The sequence below is a fragment of the Haladaptatus sp. DYF46 genome (assembly GCF_021083305.1).
Classification (GTDB): domain Archaea; phylum Halobacteriota; class Halobacteria; order Halobacteriales; family Haladaptataceae; genus Haladaptatus.
Genome location: NZ_JAJFAY010000004.1, coordinates 298,131 through 312,201, shown reverse-complemented (window position 1 = coordinate 312,201; position 14,071 = coordinate 298,131). Strand labels below are relative to the sequence as shown.

The 14,071-nt window shown below is 63.1% G+C and carries 14 protein-coding genes; 9 read left to right on the top strand and 5 right to left on the bottom strand.

Translation table 11 applies throughout. The annotated features are described in order from the left end of the window. Positions 1-11 precede the first annotated feature (11 nt). Complete coding sequence (locus tag LJF34_RS19640; protein WP_231187030.1) at positions 12-749, top strand: helix-turn-helix domain-containing protein; 738 nt, start codon at positions 12-14, stop codon at positions 747-749. Positions 750-1,245: 496 nt separating this feature from the next. Here the strand turns inward: LJF34_RS19640 and LJF34_RS19635 are convergent, their stop codons facing one another. Further along, positions 1,246-1,614 carry a DUF192 domain-containing protein gene (locus tag LJF34_RS19635; RefSeq protein WP_231187028.1) on the bottom strand — a complete coding sequence of 123 codons (369 nt, stop codon included), beginning with the start codon at positions 1,612-1,614 and terminating at the stop codon, positions 1,246-1,248. A 25-nt stretch (positions 1,615-1,639) separates the two neighbouring features. Next, positions 1,640-1,864: a hypothetical protein gene (locus LJF34_RS19630; protein ID WP_231187027.1), complete on the bottom strand. Its 225-nt coding sequence runs from the start codon at positions 1,862-1,864 to the stop codon at positions 1,640-1,642. Between the two features lie 286 nt (positions 1,865-2,150). On the opposite strand from LJF34_RS19630, the gene LJF34_RS19625 reads away from it, so the two are divergent. The 5 genes from LJF34_RS19625 (at position 2,151) to LJF34_RS19605 (ending at position 6,286) form a co-directional block, all read left to right on the top strand. Next, complete coding sequence (locus LJF34_RS19625; protein ID WP_231187026.1) at positions 2,151-2,486, top strand: HalOD1 output domain-containing protein; 336 nt, start codon at positions 2,151-2,153, stop codon at positions 2,484-2,486. A gap of 44 nt (positions 2,487-2,530) precedes the next feature. Then, a complete protein-coding gene (locus LJF34_RS19620) occupies positions 2,531-2,671 on the top strand; it encodes a hypothetical protein (RefSeq protein ID WP_231187025.1) in 141 nt (46 codons plus the stop codon). Further along, positions 2,668-3,765, top strand: coding sequence for a tyrosine-type recombinase/integrase (locus tag LJF34_RS19615; RefSeq protein ID WP_231187024.1), 1,098 nt, complete (start codon positions 2,668-2,670; stop codon positions 3,763-3,765). Before LJF34_RS19620 ends, LJF34_RS19615 begins: the two co-directional genes overlap by 4 nt. 94 nt (positions 3,766-3,859) lie before the next feature. Further along, complete coding sequence (locus LJF34_RS19610) at positions 3,860-5,125, top strand: Dyp-type peroxidase domain-containing protein (RefSeq protein WP_231187023.1); 1,266 nt, start codon at positions 3,860-3,862, stop codon at positions 5,123-5,125. A 105-nt stretch (positions 5,126-5,230) separates the two neighbouring features. After that, positions 5,231-6,286: an iron transporter gene (locus tag LJF34_RS19605; protein WP_231187022.1), complete on the top strand. Its 1,056-nt coding sequence runs from the start codon at positions 5,231-5,233 to the stop codon at positions 6,284-6,286. On the opposite strand, the gene LJF34_RS19600 is transcribed toward LJF34_RS19605, so the two are convergent. From LJF34_RS19600 to LJF34_RS19590, 3 genes are all read right to left on the bottom strand, one after another. Then, positions 6,283-7,572 (bottom strand): hypothetical protein, encoded by a 1,290-nt coding sequence (locus LJF34_RS19600; RefSeq protein ID WP_231187020.1) that lies wholly within the window; start codon positions 7,570-7,572, stop codon positions 6,283-6,285. The genes LJF34_RS19605 and LJF34_RS19600 overlap by 4 nt on opposite strands. Before the next feature lie 148 nt (positions 7,573-7,720). Continuing rightward, a complete protein-coding gene (locus LJF34_RS19595) occupies positions 7,721-8,704 on the bottom strand; it encodes a transcription initiation factor IIB (protein ID WP_231187018.1) in 984 nt (327 codons plus the stop codon). 281 nt (positions 8,705-8,985) lie between these two features. Then, positions 8,986-9,612 carry a phosphoribosyltransferase family protein gene (locus LJF34_RS19590; RefSeq protein WP_231187016.1) on the bottom strand — a complete coding sequence of 209 codons (627 nt, stop codon included), beginning with the start codon at positions 9,610-9,612 and terminating at the stop codon, positions 8,986-8,988. A gap of 128 nt (positions 9,613-9,740) precedes the next feature. On the opposite strand from LJF34_RS19590, the gene LJF34_RS19585 reads away from it, so the two are divergent. The 3 genes from LJF34_RS19585 to LJF34_RS19575 are packed head-to-tail and all read left to right on the top strand — an operon-like array spanning position 9,741 to position 14,027. Continuing rightward, a complete protein-coding gene (locus LJF34_RS19585; protein WP_231187014.1) occupies positions 9,741-12,338 on the top strand; it encodes a PAS domain S-box protein in 2,598 nt (865 codons plus the stop codon). Continuing rightward, a complete protein-coding gene (locus tag LJF34_RS19580) occupies positions 12,335-12,931 on the top strand; it encodes a hypothetical protein (protein ID WP_231187012.1) in 597 nt (198 codons plus the stop codon). Before LJF34_RS19585 ends, LJF34_RS19580 begins: the two co-directional genes overlap by 4 nt. Positions 12,932-12,968: 37 nt before the next feature. Next, positions 12,969-14,027 (top strand): zinc-binding alcohol dehydrogenase, encoded by a 1,059-nt coding sequence (locus tag LJF34_RS19575; RefSeq protein WP_231187010.1) that lies wholly within the window; start codon positions 12,969-12,971, stop codon positions 14,025-14,027. The last annotated feature ends 44 nt before the right edge of the window (positions 14,028-14,071 follow it).

Sequence of the window (14,071 nt, the reverse complement as noted above, 5' to 3'; positions counted from 1 at the left end):
AAAGGTAAACCATGTCTCGCTCCCGAACAGTCGTGGTATTGACCGCCCTGCTCCTCGTTGCGACCGTTCCCCTCGGGTTCGTCGTCTCGGCGAGTGCGAGCACGTCGGTACACCACGCGACACACGCACCGCCCGGGACGAACGCGCTGACTGCCGATTCGACGGCACGGCCCGGGACCCACGGTGGGCCGACGCCGAGTGGCGTCTTCATCGGGGCGGAGTACGCCGACATCGACGAGGCACCCGGGTCGACCACGGTTCGAAGCTATAGCCGCTATGACGGGTCCAACCCGCTCGATAACGTCACTCGGGCGAAGATTTTCGCCACCGTTGGCGACGAACCCGGACTCTCCCTGTCGGCGCTGAGCGAGCGCACCGAAATCCCCCGTTCGACGGTGCGCTACCACGTCAGAATTCTCGAAGAGGAAGGGTTGGTCGAAACGGCGACGGTTCGCGGGAAACGCCGCGTCCATCCGGCCGGGAACGACAACCCGGAGCTGGCCGCTTCGCTCTCGGACGATTCGACGGCCGAACTCCTCGAAACCGTCGCCCGCGACGGCCCGGCCAGCGTCTCCGACCTTGCGGACGCGCTCGACCGGACGCCGGGAACGGTCTCGTATCACTTGGAGCGCCTCGCGGACGACGGACTGATAGAGCGGGAACGCGCCGGTAACGCCGTGGTCACGACGCTCACGGACGGCGTTGCGGCCGCGATGGAAACCGCCGAAAACGCGGTCGACGCCGACTGAAGCGGTTTCGATGAATCGGTCAAAACCTCCTTTTTACTGCCGTAACTGGTGGTAGGTGCGGACGGACGCGGGGGACCGAGAAACCCGGCGACCTGACACACGAGCGATGCCGTCTCCGTCGGTGGTGACTCCCGACCGGAGACCCCTGCGCCCACCCGCGAACACTGCACCGTGTCATCGACTGTCGCTCTCGCGGCGAGACGAACGTGGATGACGAGACGAAACCTCATCCCCGCCTTCGGCCTTCCCAACCCTAATCGATTCGAACATCCTTGATGGTCGTAGCCCGCCGAAGGCGGGTGATTCCAGACGGAAATCACGTTCGTTTTCACTTTCACTCCGCACCGGTGAACTATTAGTTTCTCACGTCCGAACCGCGGGGCATGGGACTCATTCGACGGTTCGGAGTGATAGAGAAATCGGACCGTCCGTACGAGTGCAAGCGGTGTAAAACGGCATTCTCGGTCCAGTATCAAGTCTGTCCCGAGTGCGGAGGTTACTCGGTCGAGCGCGAGGAGTGGGACTGACGAACGAGGAGTTCGTCGCCCGGTTCCACGTCGTCGGCTCTCTCCTCCGGAAACTCGATGACCATATCCCCGATCCCGCGGGCTGTTCCCGTCCATTTCGGCAATCGAGCGACCCGCGTCACTCGCCCACCGTTCGTCCAGACGACGTCCAGCGCGAGCGGCGTCGCTAGCGTCGAAGCGCGATGCTCACCGACCGACTCGAACTCGAACACCAGTGCGTACTCGTCGCCCGCCGCGAGCCGAACCAGTCCGACGACCCGCGACCCGAGGGAGGAGACGTGTTCCGCTCGCGAAACGAGTCGCCGCGCCGACCCGTTTCGTCGATGAACGATGTGCACGGTCCCCGTACATCTCGTGTCGATGTTATGCCTTTCGTCGTCGGTGGCCGTGACCGAGATAGAGCGTGAACGCATGGAGGACGAGCAGGCCGAAGAACAGCGGGAGGACCTTCTCACGGAGGCCGTCGAACAGCAGCGGAACGTATACCAGCGGAAGCGACACCGACAGCCAGAAGCTGACGAGTTGAACTGGCGCGGCGACGAACTGGTACCGGTGATTGAACGCGGTGAGTATCTCGGGCAACGACATTATACATTCTACACTTTCCATCCCGAATACTATACACCTGATAATTCCACCTAACCGCCTGTTAATCCGGTACTCGTCGTCACACCGTTCTCCACCCTCGTTTCGTTCATTCCGAACTGACAACCGAAGTACGTAAGACAACCCCGTTCGCGACGGTGGTCCCCCGTCTTGCCTTTTCGCGCTCGGTCGTATGACCGACACCCGTCTTTCGTCTGACAGTGATTTATGATTTTTCAGGGTGTATGTGTGACGTACAGGACACCGTGTCCCACAGGAGGTTGTCCCAATGAGCAAATCAGAAACGTACCCCTACCCGCCCGCAACGACCACCGCAACGTACCACACGCATCACGACTGGACCACCACTGAACCGCTCAGTACGTCCGTGATAAACGCCATCGCGAAATCGATGGGCGCCGACCCGACCAAGATAGGACCGGTATTCGATCAATTCGACCCCGAAGCGTTGAACGGGTTGTTCGACCCCCGCCGTGACGGGATGCCCCACAGCGGCGGTCACGTCGGATTCACCTTCCACGGCTACCACGTCTTCATCCAGAGTGACGGTCACATCTCGGTGCACCCGCCCAGCGACATCTGCGACGCTTCGGAGGGAACGTAGGACGTAGATTTTTATCGCTTCCGCACCCACAGGACGATATCGCGATGATTCAGCTACCGATACGGCGATGTCCTTCCTGTGGCTATCTCGGCCCGGTCGGACGCTTCGTCGACGAGGAATCGACCCTGACGTGTCCGCGGTGTGGCACCGCACTCACCGGAACGTTCGACCCACGACTGGCATGACGGGGACGAAACTCACCGACGCCATCGAGGAGTACCTCGTCAGCATCGAGGCGGGTAACTACCGCGCCAACGCCGGGTCCGTGTTGACGGCGTGGGCGAACTGGCTAACCCGGGAGCGCGACGTCAGCGTCCTCGACGACGTGGACGTCATCGACTGCCGTCGCTACGCCCGCCATCTCAAGCGACAGGTCCGCGAGGACGAGGTGAAATCCTCGACGGCGCACACCTACTACGCCTACGTCCGGGCGTTTCTCGGCTTCTGCGAGGCGGACGAACTCATCTCGAAGAATCCGGCCGCCGTCTCGCGGGCGCAGGCCGAACTGCCCGAGGACACCGCCGATGCGACCCGTCAGTTCTGGTCGGCCCGCGACCGCAGCGCGATCCTTGCCTTCATGGACCGCCGCGTCGAGGAAGCCTTGGACGGCGAAGCGGACGTGTCGCGCGAACGCGCCTACCGCGACAGAGCGCTCGTCCGCCTCCTCGCGCTCTCCGGCGTCCGCGGTGCGGAGGTGTTCCGCGCCCCGGCGGACGACAAGCGAACCGGCATCGCGTGGAAGGACGTGGACATCGAGGGCGGTTCGGTTCGCGTCTTCGGCAAATCGCGGGAGTACGAGTACGCCCAACTGCCGCGGAAGGCGGCGGAAGCGTTGGAGCGATATCATCGGGTTTCGGACCCGCCAACACCACGGTTTCCGGTGTTTCCGACCGACCACGCGCCGTCGAAGTACCGCGCCGCTCGGGAGGCCTTGGGCGAGGAGTTTTCGGACGCGCAGGTCGAGAAAATACTGGACGAAACCGACATCGACGACGTGATACGCGAGCACGATATCGTCATCCCCGCGATTTCGACCCGCGGCGCGCGCAACCTGATGAAGCGCCTCTGTGAGTCCGCGGGACTGGACATCGACGGCGAGTACCTGAAACCGCACGGCGCGCGACGCGGATTGGGCCACCAACTGTACAGCGAGGGCCACGCGGAACTGGCCCAGTCGGCGCTCCGTCACACCTCCATCGCCACGACCCACGAGAGCTATTCGAACATCCGCGCCAGCGAGACGGCCGAGCGCGTGGACGACGTGTTGGACGAGCGGTGAATCAAGTTACCGTCGATCACCGCTCACACTTTCGGGGTCCTTTTCGACGGGTGTACCAGAACCCCTTTTCTCGCGGCCCCGCTAGCGTCGAACGATGAGCGATTCGACGCGAGGAATCCCCCGGCGAGAGTTCATGAAAGCCGCCGTCGCCATCGGCGGGTCGGCGGCGCTGTCCGCCTGCCTCGACCGTGGCGGGATGCCGGACGTACCGAAGGGGCCGTCCGACCTCTCGACGCTCCCGGAGCGCCAGCACGCGTGGAACCGGTTTCTCGCCACGGACGAGTACGGGAACAACGTGGCCGCCCGCCACAAGGTGCTCGTCTTCCTGAACTACGCCGGGAACGGGACGCCGAGCGAGTCCGAACGGAAGACGGTCGAGAAGTCGCTTCGAAGCCTCGAACGTGCATACAAACGGGGTCACGACGGACTTCTGTTCTCCATCGGCTACTCCCCGTCCTACTTCGCCCGATTCGGGGCGGAGGACGTGCTTCCGGACCCGAAGGCGCTCGCGCCGTTCGAGGACCCGGAACTGGACGAACAGGACGCCGTGGTGCAACTCGAAAGCGACCACGCACAACTCGTCCTCGCTGCCGAGGAGGCGCTCCTCGGCAACCGCAACGAACTGAACGGCGTGGACGTGAGCGGGGTCGCGGACGTGTTCGAGAAGGCGGACCGACGAACGGGATTCGTCGGGGACGGTCTGCCCGCCGACAATCAGGACGTGAGCGGGATTCCGGACTCGGAACCGGTTCCGGAGGACGCGCCGCTCTACATGGGATTCAAGTCCGGCTTCAAGAAGAATCAGGCGAGCGAGGACCGAATAACGGTTCGTGACGGCCCGTTCGCGGGCGGGACCACCCAGCACATCTCGAAAATCGAACTGCACCTCGACCAGTGGTACGAACAGGACAGCCGCGAACAGCGCGTGGGAAAGATGTTCTGCCCGGTCCACGCCGAGGAGGACAAGGTCGAGGGCGTCGGCGAGAACCTCGGCGATTCGAGCGGGATGACGGACGAGTGCATCGACCACGTGGAGGACCACGCTCGGAAGCGCGGGATGGTCGGCCACTCGCAGAAATCCGCGGGAGCGCGGAAGGACGATTCGCCAGTCATCCTCCGCCGGGACTTCGATTCGACGGACGGCGGCAAGGCGGGTCTCCATTTCGTCGCCTTCCAACGAAGCATCGAGGACTTCGAGGAGACGCGTACCGCGATGAACGGCACCGACCTCGCGGGGAACTCCTCGGTCGGTCAGCGGTTGAACAACGGAATTTTACAGTACATGACCGTGTCCCGTCGCGGAAACTTCCTCGTTCCGCCGCGCTCGCTTCGCTCGCTTCCGACGCCGAACCCGGAGTAACCGTTTCCCGTGTCTCGGCGACGAACCCCTTTTGATGCGTATCAGCATCCCTTTTCGACGGGTGTACCAGAATCCCTTTTCGCGGCGGGTCGCAAGTTCGGACCAATGAACCGACGTAACGTTTTGCGGACCGCTGGCGTTCTCGGCGTCTCCTCGCTTGCGGGGTGTTCCGGATTGTTCGAGACGCGGACGATGCCACAGGCTCCCCCGCTAGTGAAAAACCGCCCGGACGCGGTGTACATTCCGACGCACAAGGAGGGAATGAAGATGGCCGGGATGGCGAAACAGGGACGATACCGTCTCGCGCTGTTTTACTCCTATCCGCATCGCTTCTGGTTAATGGGCGGCGGAACGGCCAAACAGCAGGAGAAGGTCTCCATCGAGGACGGCGACGACCTACACCTGATGGCCTCCGTCTGGGATTCGGAGACGAGGACCGTCCTCCCGACCGGGAGCCTCCAAGTCGAACTGTCGAAGGGGGACTGGAGCGACACCCGGACGATGTGGCCCATGCTCTCACAGAACATGGGTTTTCACTTCGGGGACAATATGGCCCTCGACGGGGACGGAAAATACACCGCGAAGGTACGCGTTTCGGGCTTGAGCGTCCGTCGGACCGGAGCGCTCGCCGGACAGTTCGAGAGCGGCGCGACGCTCACGACCGACTTCGAGTTCGACCGGGACACGTTGGAGGAGATTCCGTTCACGACGCTGGACGAGAAGAAGGGCCAGAAGGGCGCGATTTCGCCAATGCAGATGGACATGCCGATGAGCCACGTTTCGGAGAAGGCGGACCTCCCCGGTCGGTTCGTCGGCCGAAAATCGAGCGGCGACGCCGACTTCCTCGTCACGACGGTTCCGGATTCGGACCTCGCAAAGGAGACGTACCTCCTCGTCTCGCCGCGGACGCCGTACAACGGCTATCCGATTCCGATGCTGTCCCTCTCGGCGACGCTGAAGCGGGACGGAGAGACGGTGTTCGACGACGTGCTGAACGCCACCATCGACCCCGACATCGGGCTTCACTACGGGGCGAACGTGACGAGCGCCGAGAAGGGCGACGAACTCACGGTTCGGGTGGACTCGCCGCCGACCGTGTCACGTCACGAGGGGTACGAAACGGCGTTCCTGAAGATGTCGAACATGCAGTTCTCGGTTTAGACGGCGTCGAGTAACGGCCAGACGAGGACGCCGACCCACATGACGAGTCCTGCCTGTACCAACGTGTTCCAGCGACCGTCCGTCTCCTGACACGAACCGCCGACCCCGAGTACGCCGACGACGCAGAGGACGGCGAGTCGGTGTACCACGACCGTGATCGGAAGCACGTTGACGCCGATGCTCCGGTAGTCGAGGAGGAACCCGAGGCCGAGGGCGAGGATGGCGATGGCGAACCAATCCGTCGACTGTCGTCCGCTCGGAAGGGAAATCGCCGCCAGTGGGAGACCGAAAGCGAGAACGAGGTAGCCCGCTCCGGCGATTGCCTTTATCGGGACGGACGGGACGGCCGTCTCGACGGCGATACTCGCGGTGCGCACGAACAACGGGAGTCCAAACAGCGAGACGCTAAACGCGATACCTCGTTGTACCGTTTTTCTCTCCAACCGTGAAACGAGGGTTCGAATCGAATCCACGACGGTACCTTTCACGTCGACCGAGCCGAGGAGTAAGACGGCCATCAACGCCGCTGGCACCGGTCCCATCTCCGACTTCGGCCGCAAGTCGACGATGGACACCCACCCATTGGAGTCGATGATGCCCCCGTTCGCGTACCGTTGACGGGAGACGCCGTCGACGTACCACTTCCCGTAATACTGCCCGTCGAGGTAGTACTGCGCTTTTTCGAGTGACCCGACCGTGTGCCGGAGTCGAAACCAGTCGAAGTACTCGTGGTGTGCTTGGATGGCAGTCCAGGTCCCGGTCCCCTTTCCGCCCTCGTATAGTCGAAGGTGGTAGCGCGAACCGAAATATGCACCGTCGTGGAGTTGGGCCGTCTCCGTCGTCCACCCGCCACGCGAACCCGGCGCTTGGATGTAGGTGTACCGAACCGCCCCCGTCGTGTTGTGCCACTCGACGGCGCGTTTGCCGACGCCAGCCGTCCCCTCGTCGTTGGCGACGCCCTGCCACTCGTTGGAGTCGTTGTTCCACTGGGCATCCCGTCGGTGTTTGAGTTCGTTGACCACCCGCGATGAATCCGCCTCGACGACGACGTTGATCGGCAGCGTCAGCGAATCGTATCGCTCCTGACGGCTCGTGAACGGCCACAGTCTCGCCGAACTGTTCGGGTTCGGCGACACGAGTCGAACGTCGCTGGGACCTTTCGGTCGTGGCTCTCCCCTAGATTGAGGGGTGAGAAACCCGGGTTGAACGATGAGGAGACCGAACAGTATGAGAAATATGAGGCTCGTGGCGACTCGCTTGTTCAACCCGATGCGAGAGCCGGGCATGGCTGTCCAATGATAAAAAAGCGTGCAAAATTAGTGTAACGGCCGTTTAAATCAAACACGTATAATAATCATTCCAATAGCATTTCCATTGAACGGTATTCTGGTCGAATCGAATCTGTTGTCGTAAATCGAACGGTATCGAAGCCGTTTAGGCCGCGATGCCGTCTTGGCCCGCTTCGAGGAGTTCCTGATACCGGTTTCGGATGGTGACTTCGCTCACGTTGGCGACGTCGCTGACCTCGCTCTGCGTCACCTTTTCGTTGCTGAGCAGGGAACCGGCGTAGACGGCCGCGGCGGCGAGTCCGACCGGCGACTTGCCGCTGTGGACGCCCTCTTCCTTCGCGGTCTTGAGCAGTTCGTTCGCCCGGCGCTCGGACTCGTCGCTGATGTCGAGATCCGAGGCGAACCGCGAGACGTAGCTCAGCGGGTCGGCGGGTTGGATTTCGAGGCCGAGTTCGCGGACGATGTAGCGGTAGGTTCGCTTGAACTCCATCTCGTCGATGCGGCTGACCGCGGCAACTTCGTCGAGGCTGCGCGGGACGCCGGTCTGGCGCGCCGCCGCGTACACCGAGGACGTCGCGACACCCTCGATGGAGCGTCCCGGCAGGAGGTCCTCGTCGAGCGCGCGGCGGTAGATGACGCTCGCCGTCTCGCGGACGTTCTTCGGCAGGCCGAGCGCGCTCGCCATGCGGTCGATTTCGCCCAACGCCTGCTTGAGGTTGCGCTCCTTGCTGTCGCGGGTGCGGAAGCGCTCGTTCCACGTTCGGAGTCGCTGCATCTTCTCGCGCTGGCGACTGCCGAGGGTGTTGCCGTAGGCGTCCTTGTCCTGCCAGCCGATGTTGGTCGAGAGGCCCTTGTCGTGCATCATCTTCGTCGTCGGCGCACCGACGCGGCTCTTCTGGTCCTTCTCCTTCGAGTCGAAGGCGCGCCACTCCGGACCCCGGTCCACGGAGTCCTCCTCGACGACGAGGCCACACTCCGAGCAGACGGTTTCGCCGTGGCCCTCGTCGGCGACGAGGTGGCCGCCACATTCGGGACAGGTCCCCTCCTCTTGCTCGTCCTCGGTCTCGTGTTCCCGTTCGTGGGCCGTTACGCCGGACTCGCTGTAGCGTTGTATCTTGGTTGTAGTCATGGTATATGCGTTGGCGGAGGCTCCCAAGGGGGAAGACCCAAAGAATCCCGGAAGCTTGGTTCCTAACCACGAGTTAGGACGAAACGTACTTAAGGGTTTCGTAATTTGGTGCGTTCTTCACCAATCCATATTCATCGTTAATGACGCTTATACCGCGCACTGATCGCGGTTTGAGGCTTCGACGCTCTCCGAACGCCGATTCGATCCCGACGAAATCCTATCTGTCGGGGTCGTCGCCCCGTGTTCCCGTTCGGCCCTCCCGGATCATCCCTTTTCGTGCGCTACTCGTCCGTTAGATACGTCTTCGCCACTTCGTCGGGTACCTGATCGAACGTTCGGTAGAACTGGCCGACGGCACCGAACTGGAGCGGCGATTCGAGACAGAGGACGGAATCCGCTTCGCCGCGTAACTCGTCGATGGAACTCGGCGATCCGACCGGGACGGCCAGCGCGACGTGGCTCGCGCCCGCGTTCTTCACCTGCCGCAAACAGGCGATGGTCGTCGCACCGGTGGCCACGCCGTCGTCCACGATGAGCACCCGTTTTCCCTCGATGTCGGGTATGCGGTCGCCGCCGCGGTACGTTTCCGCTTTCTCTCGGGCCGCCTCAGTCTTGCGTTCTTTCTCCCCTTCGAGATACGTGTCGCCGACGCCGAGTCGCTCGATGAGTTCGTCGTTCAGCCAGACGCTTCCGTCCGCGCCGACGGCCCCGATTGCGAGTTCCGGATTCCCGGACGCACCCAATTTCTTTGCGACAACCACGTCGAGCGGGACGTCGAGCGCGTCCGCGACCGGTCGTCCTATCGGTAGTCCGCCGCGTGGAATCGCGAGTACGATGTCCGCGTCTACCCCCTCCCGCGTGACGAGCGACGCGAGTTGTTGCCCCGCGTCAGTTCTGTCGTCGAACATGACTGTCCCCGTTCGAACAGAGAAGTCTCCTGTGGATAAAGGTGTCCGGCCTCCACATCCCCATAAACGCCAATATCGTAACATAACAATTATGGTATTATACTCCGTTTATAGGACGAAATTGATAAATGGGTGAGAAGACAGCTCTCGCCGCTCTTTACGTGGATGGCGACACCGAGATGCTCGAAGATACGGCGAACTCCCTCGAACGGAAGTCGAGCCAGCTCCGACTTCGGACCGCATCATCGGGTGAGAAAGCGCTTCACGCCCTTCGTACGACCGACATCGACTGTATCGTCTCCGAATACGACCTCCCCGACACGGACGGGTTGTCCCTCCTCGAATCGGTCCGTGACGAGTTCCCGAGGGTTCCGTTCATCCTCTTCACCGACGCAGGAAACGAGGAGATCGCAAGCCGAGCGATCTCCGCGGGCGTCACCGACTACTTTCGAAAGGAGTTTTCGCCCGAGCAGTACGCGGTGTTGGCGAACCGAATCGAAAACGTCGTTCGCTCGTCCACCACCGAAGACGCCCTACAGGAAAGCGAGGAGCGCTATCGAACGGTGGTCGAGGGAAGCCACGACGCCGTGTACATCTATCAGGACGACCGTTTCATCTTCGTCAACCAACGTGCCTGTGAGATAACCGGCTACACCGAAGCGGAGCTCAGAGGGATAAACGTCTGGTCGCTCGTTCACCCGGACGACCACGAACGTCTGCGAGCTATCGCGGTAAACCGAATGGACGGAACGCACGACGTTTCGACCTACGACGCCCGCTTCCTGACGAAGGACGGCGAGACGCGGTACGGAAACTTCTCGGTCCGAGAAACGACCTACGAGGGGCGCACGGCGACCATCGGGTCGGTGCGCGACGTGACCGAACGTAAGCGAACCGAGGCGCGACTGAAGGCGCTCATCGAACACTCACACGACCTCGTGACGCTCATCGACGAGGGAGGAATCATCCGGTACGAAAGCCCATCCGTCGAACGTCTCGGCTACGACCCGGACGACCTCGTCGGCGAGACGGCCTTCGACTACATCCATCCTGACGACCGGGCGCACGTCGTGGAAACCTTCTATCGGGCGGTCGAAAATCCCGAGATCTCCCCGACCATCACCTACCGCTTCCGGCACGCGGATGGGTCGTGGCGCTACCTCGAAACGACGGGTGAAAACCACGTTGCGACCGCCGACGTGGAGGGGTTGGTGTTGAACTCACGGGACGTGACCGAACTCCTCGGAATGAGAGAGGAACACGAGGAAATCCTCGCGCGTATGACCGACGCGTTTCTCGCGTTGGACGACGACTGGCGGTTCACGTTCGTCAACGAGCGGGCCGAGGAGATACTCAACCGGACCGCGCCGGAAGTGCTCGGCGAAATCATCTGGGACGTGTTTCCCGAAGCGGCCGACACGGCGTTCCACGACAGCTACGAGGAGGCCATGCGAACGCAGGAGCCATCGACGTTCGAGGCGTATTTCGAACAGTACGGCAGCTGGTACGAAGCGACCGTCTATCCGTCTTCGAACGGCGTGTCGGTGTACCTGCGCGATGTGACCGAACGGAAGGACAGGGAGGAAACGCTCGAAGCGCTCCACAACGCCACCAGAACGCTGATGCAAGCCGAATCCACCGCTTCCACGAGCGAAATCGCGGTTCGGGTCGCACGGGACGTCTTGGGTTTGCCGATGACCGCCATCTGGGAGTACGACGACACCACGCCACGACTCGTCGCACGGACGAAGGAGCATCGGACGGCCCATAACGGGTCCGTTCCGTCCTTCGACCGGGAGGCGGCGGTGAAGACCTACCGGACCGGCGAGCCGGTCGGCAGTAACGACCGGTCCGCGGACGATACGTCGAAGGTATACGTTCCGCTCGGCACCCGTGGCGTCATCACCTTCGGCGCGGAGGAGCTAGACGATTTCGACGTGTACTACGCACAACTCCTCGCCGCGAACACCGCCGCCGCCCTCGACCGAGCGGAACGCGAGGACGAGCGAAAGGCCCACCAACGGGAGCTGGAACGTCAGAACGTTCGCTTGGAGGAGTTCGCCAGCGTCGTCTCCCACGACCTCCGAAACCCGCTCAACGTCGCGAAGGGCTACCTCGACCTGTATCGTTCGACCGACGAGGAAGACCACCTCGACCGAGTCGAGAACGCTCACGAACGGATGGCGAACCTCGTCGGCGACGTGCTAACGCTTGCACGGCAGGGACGGACGGTGAGCGAGACGGAACCGGTGTACGGATGGACCATCGCGATGAACGCGTGGGGATCGGTCGAAACCGGGTCGGCCACGCTCGACTCCTCGTGGACGGCGACCATCGACGCCGACGAGAGTCGGTTACAGCGATTGTTCGAAAACCTGTTCCGCAACGCCGTCGAACACGGCCACCCCGACGTGACGGTTCGCGTCGGCGAACTCGACGGTATCGCCGGGGATGGCGGTCTGCAACAGGGAGGACCGACCGGACGCACGACACCGGCGACGACCGATCACGGCTTTTTCGTCGAAGACGACGGGCCGGGAATCCCCGAGTCGGAGCGAGAGGAGGTGTTCGAATCGGGATACTCCACCGGCGAGCGCGGCACCGGACTCGGATTGACCATCGTCAGGCAGATAGCCGAAGCCCACGGCTGGCAGGTGTCGCTCGACGAAGCGGCGGGCGGGGGCACACGATTTGAGTTCACGGGCGTCGAACTTGTGAGCGAATGACGCGGGTTTCACAGGCGACCGTCCTCCGTCACTGGGTCGAACTCGAACAGCGCAAGGCGAACGTTCCGAATCGGGGCCTCGAACCGCTCTCGGAGCGCGAGCTGTTGGATCGTCTCCTCCGTCTGAAACCGGGTGTGGCGTCCTTCATCTGGCGCGAGAAGCCGATTTCGTGGCGTCGGTTGACGCTCTCCCGCGAGTCGTTCGAACACTTACGCGTGGTCGATGGTCCGGACGGCTTGCTGTGGCGCGCGCTCTCCCCCGACGGAACGATTCTCGGGGCGGCGCGGGCGGTTACGGCGGGCGATCCGGAGACGCTGACGGCCGAAACTGGCGTCGATATCTCCCGTATCCTGTCGTTTCGAGAGAATCCATCGAACGAACCGCTCGTGGCCGTGACCCGGCGAGACTGTCACCCTCCCCGCGTCGTAGACGGCAACCACCGGGCGACCGCGCGGGCGCTTCGGCTGGTGGAAACCGGGCAGTACGAACCGGTCTCCGTGTATCTCGCTCGTTGCGAGCGCCCGCTCGCGCCGCTGGTCCGTGAACGGGCGTGTGACGCCCTCCGCCGACTGCGCGGCCACCCGACGTGGTAGCCGCAAAGAATTTCCGGGAATCCGTCGCATGGAAGGTGTGCCATCCGCACGGGCGGTCTACTTCACGGGGGAACGCGAACTCGACGTTCGAACGACGGAGGTTTCCGAACCGGGTCCATCGGAGGTGCTCGTTCGAACGTCGGTGTCGGCAATCAGCCCCGGCAGCGAACTCCTCGTCTATCGGGGGAACGCCCCGGCCGAAATGGACGCGGACGCGACCATCGACGCGCTCTCGGGGTCGTTCGACTTCCCGCTCCAGTACGGCTACGCCGCGGCAGGAACCGTCGTCGCCGTCGGGAGTGACGTCGAGGCGGACCTCCTCGGCGAATCGGTCTTCGCGTTTCAGCCACACGCCAGTCACTTCCTCGCCTCGCCCGACGACCTGCTTCGGATTCCGGAGGGCTACGCGCACGAGGAGGCCGTCTTCCTGCCGAACGTCGAGACGGCGGTCAACCTCGTCCTCGACGGGTCGCCAAGGGTCGGCGAGCAGGCCGTCGTCTTCGGGCAGGGCGTCGTCGGGTTGTTGACGACGGGACTCCTCGCGGAGTGCCCGCTCTCGGACCTCGTGGCCCTCGACTGCTATCCTGCGCGCCGCGAACTCGCACGCGAGATGGGTGCGGATCGCTGTTTCGACGCCGGAGGCGACGAGGGCGATGGAATCGACGCGGATGCCGAACCCGTCGAAACCGTTCGTTCTCACCTGTCCCGCCCGGACACGCCCGCCGGTGCGGATTTGAGCTACGAGCTTTCGGGCGACCCTTCGGCGCTGGACGATGCCGTCACGGTGACGGGCTACGACGGCCGCGTCCTCGTCGGGTCGTGGTACGGCGATAAGCGCGCGGACCTGAATCTCGGCGGGGCGTTCCACCGGAGTCGAATCGACATCTCGAGTTCGCAGGTGAGCACCCTCGACCCGGAACTGCGCGGGCGCTGGGACACCGAGCGCCGACTGCGCGTCGCGTGGCGACGGCTCGGCGAACTGGACGTATCTCGGCTCGTCACCCACCGGTTCCCGGTCGAATCGGCCGCCGACGGCTACCGTCTGTTGGACGACCGACCCGACGACGCGCTTTCGGTCCTGCTGACCTACGACTGACCTCGACGCCGTTCGCTCGGCACGCACGAAAATCACCATCGCTA

Coding starts and splice junctions, on each gene's coding strand:
- LJF34_RS19640 (WP_231187030.1), top strand. CDS start 12: ATGTCTCGCTCCCGAACAGTCGTGGTATTGACCGCCCTGCTCCTCGTT.
- LJF34_RS19630 (WP_231187027.1), bottom strand. CDS start 1,864: ATGTCGTTGCCCGAGATACTCACCGCGTTCAATCACCGGTACCAGTTC.
- LJF34_RS19625 (WP_231187026.1), top strand. CDS start 2,151: ATGAGCAAATCAGAAACGTACCCCTACCCGCCCGCAACGACCACCGCA.
- LJF34_RS19620 (WP_231187025.1), top strand. CDS start 2,531: ATGATTCAGCTACCGATACGGCGATGTCCTTCCTGTGGCTATCTCGGC.
- LJF34_RS19615 (WP_231187024.1), top strand. CDS start 2,668: ATGACGGGGACGAAACTCACCGACGCCATCGAGGAGTACCTCGTCAGC.
- LJF34_RS19610 (WP_231187023.1), top strand. CDS start 3,860: ATGAGCGATTCGACGCGAGGAATCCCCCGGCGAGAGTTCATGAAAGCC.
- LJF34_RS19605 (WP_231187022.1), top strand. CDS start 5,231: ATGAACCGACGTAACGTTTTGCGGACCGCTGGCGTTCTCGGCGTCTCC.
- LJF34_RS19600 (WP_231187020.1), bottom strand. CDS start 7,572: ATGCCCGGCTCTCGCATCGGGTTGAACAAGCGAGTCGCCACGAGCCTC.
- LJF34_RS19595 (WP_231187018.1), bottom strand. CDS start 8,704: ATGACTACAACCAAGATACAACGCTACAGCGAGTCCGGCGTAACGGCC.
- LJF34_RS19590 (WP_231187016.1), bottom strand. CDS start 9,612: ATGTTCGACGACAGAACTGACGCGGGGCAACAACTCGCGTCGCTCGTC.
- LJF34_RS19585 (WP_231187014.1), top strand. CDS start 9,741: ATGGGTGAGAAGACAGCTCTCGCCGCTCTTTACGTGGATGGCGACACC.
- LJF34_RS19580 (WP_231187012.1), top strand. CDS start 12,335: ATGACGCGGGTTTCACAGGCGACCGTCCTCCGTCACTGGGTCGAACTC.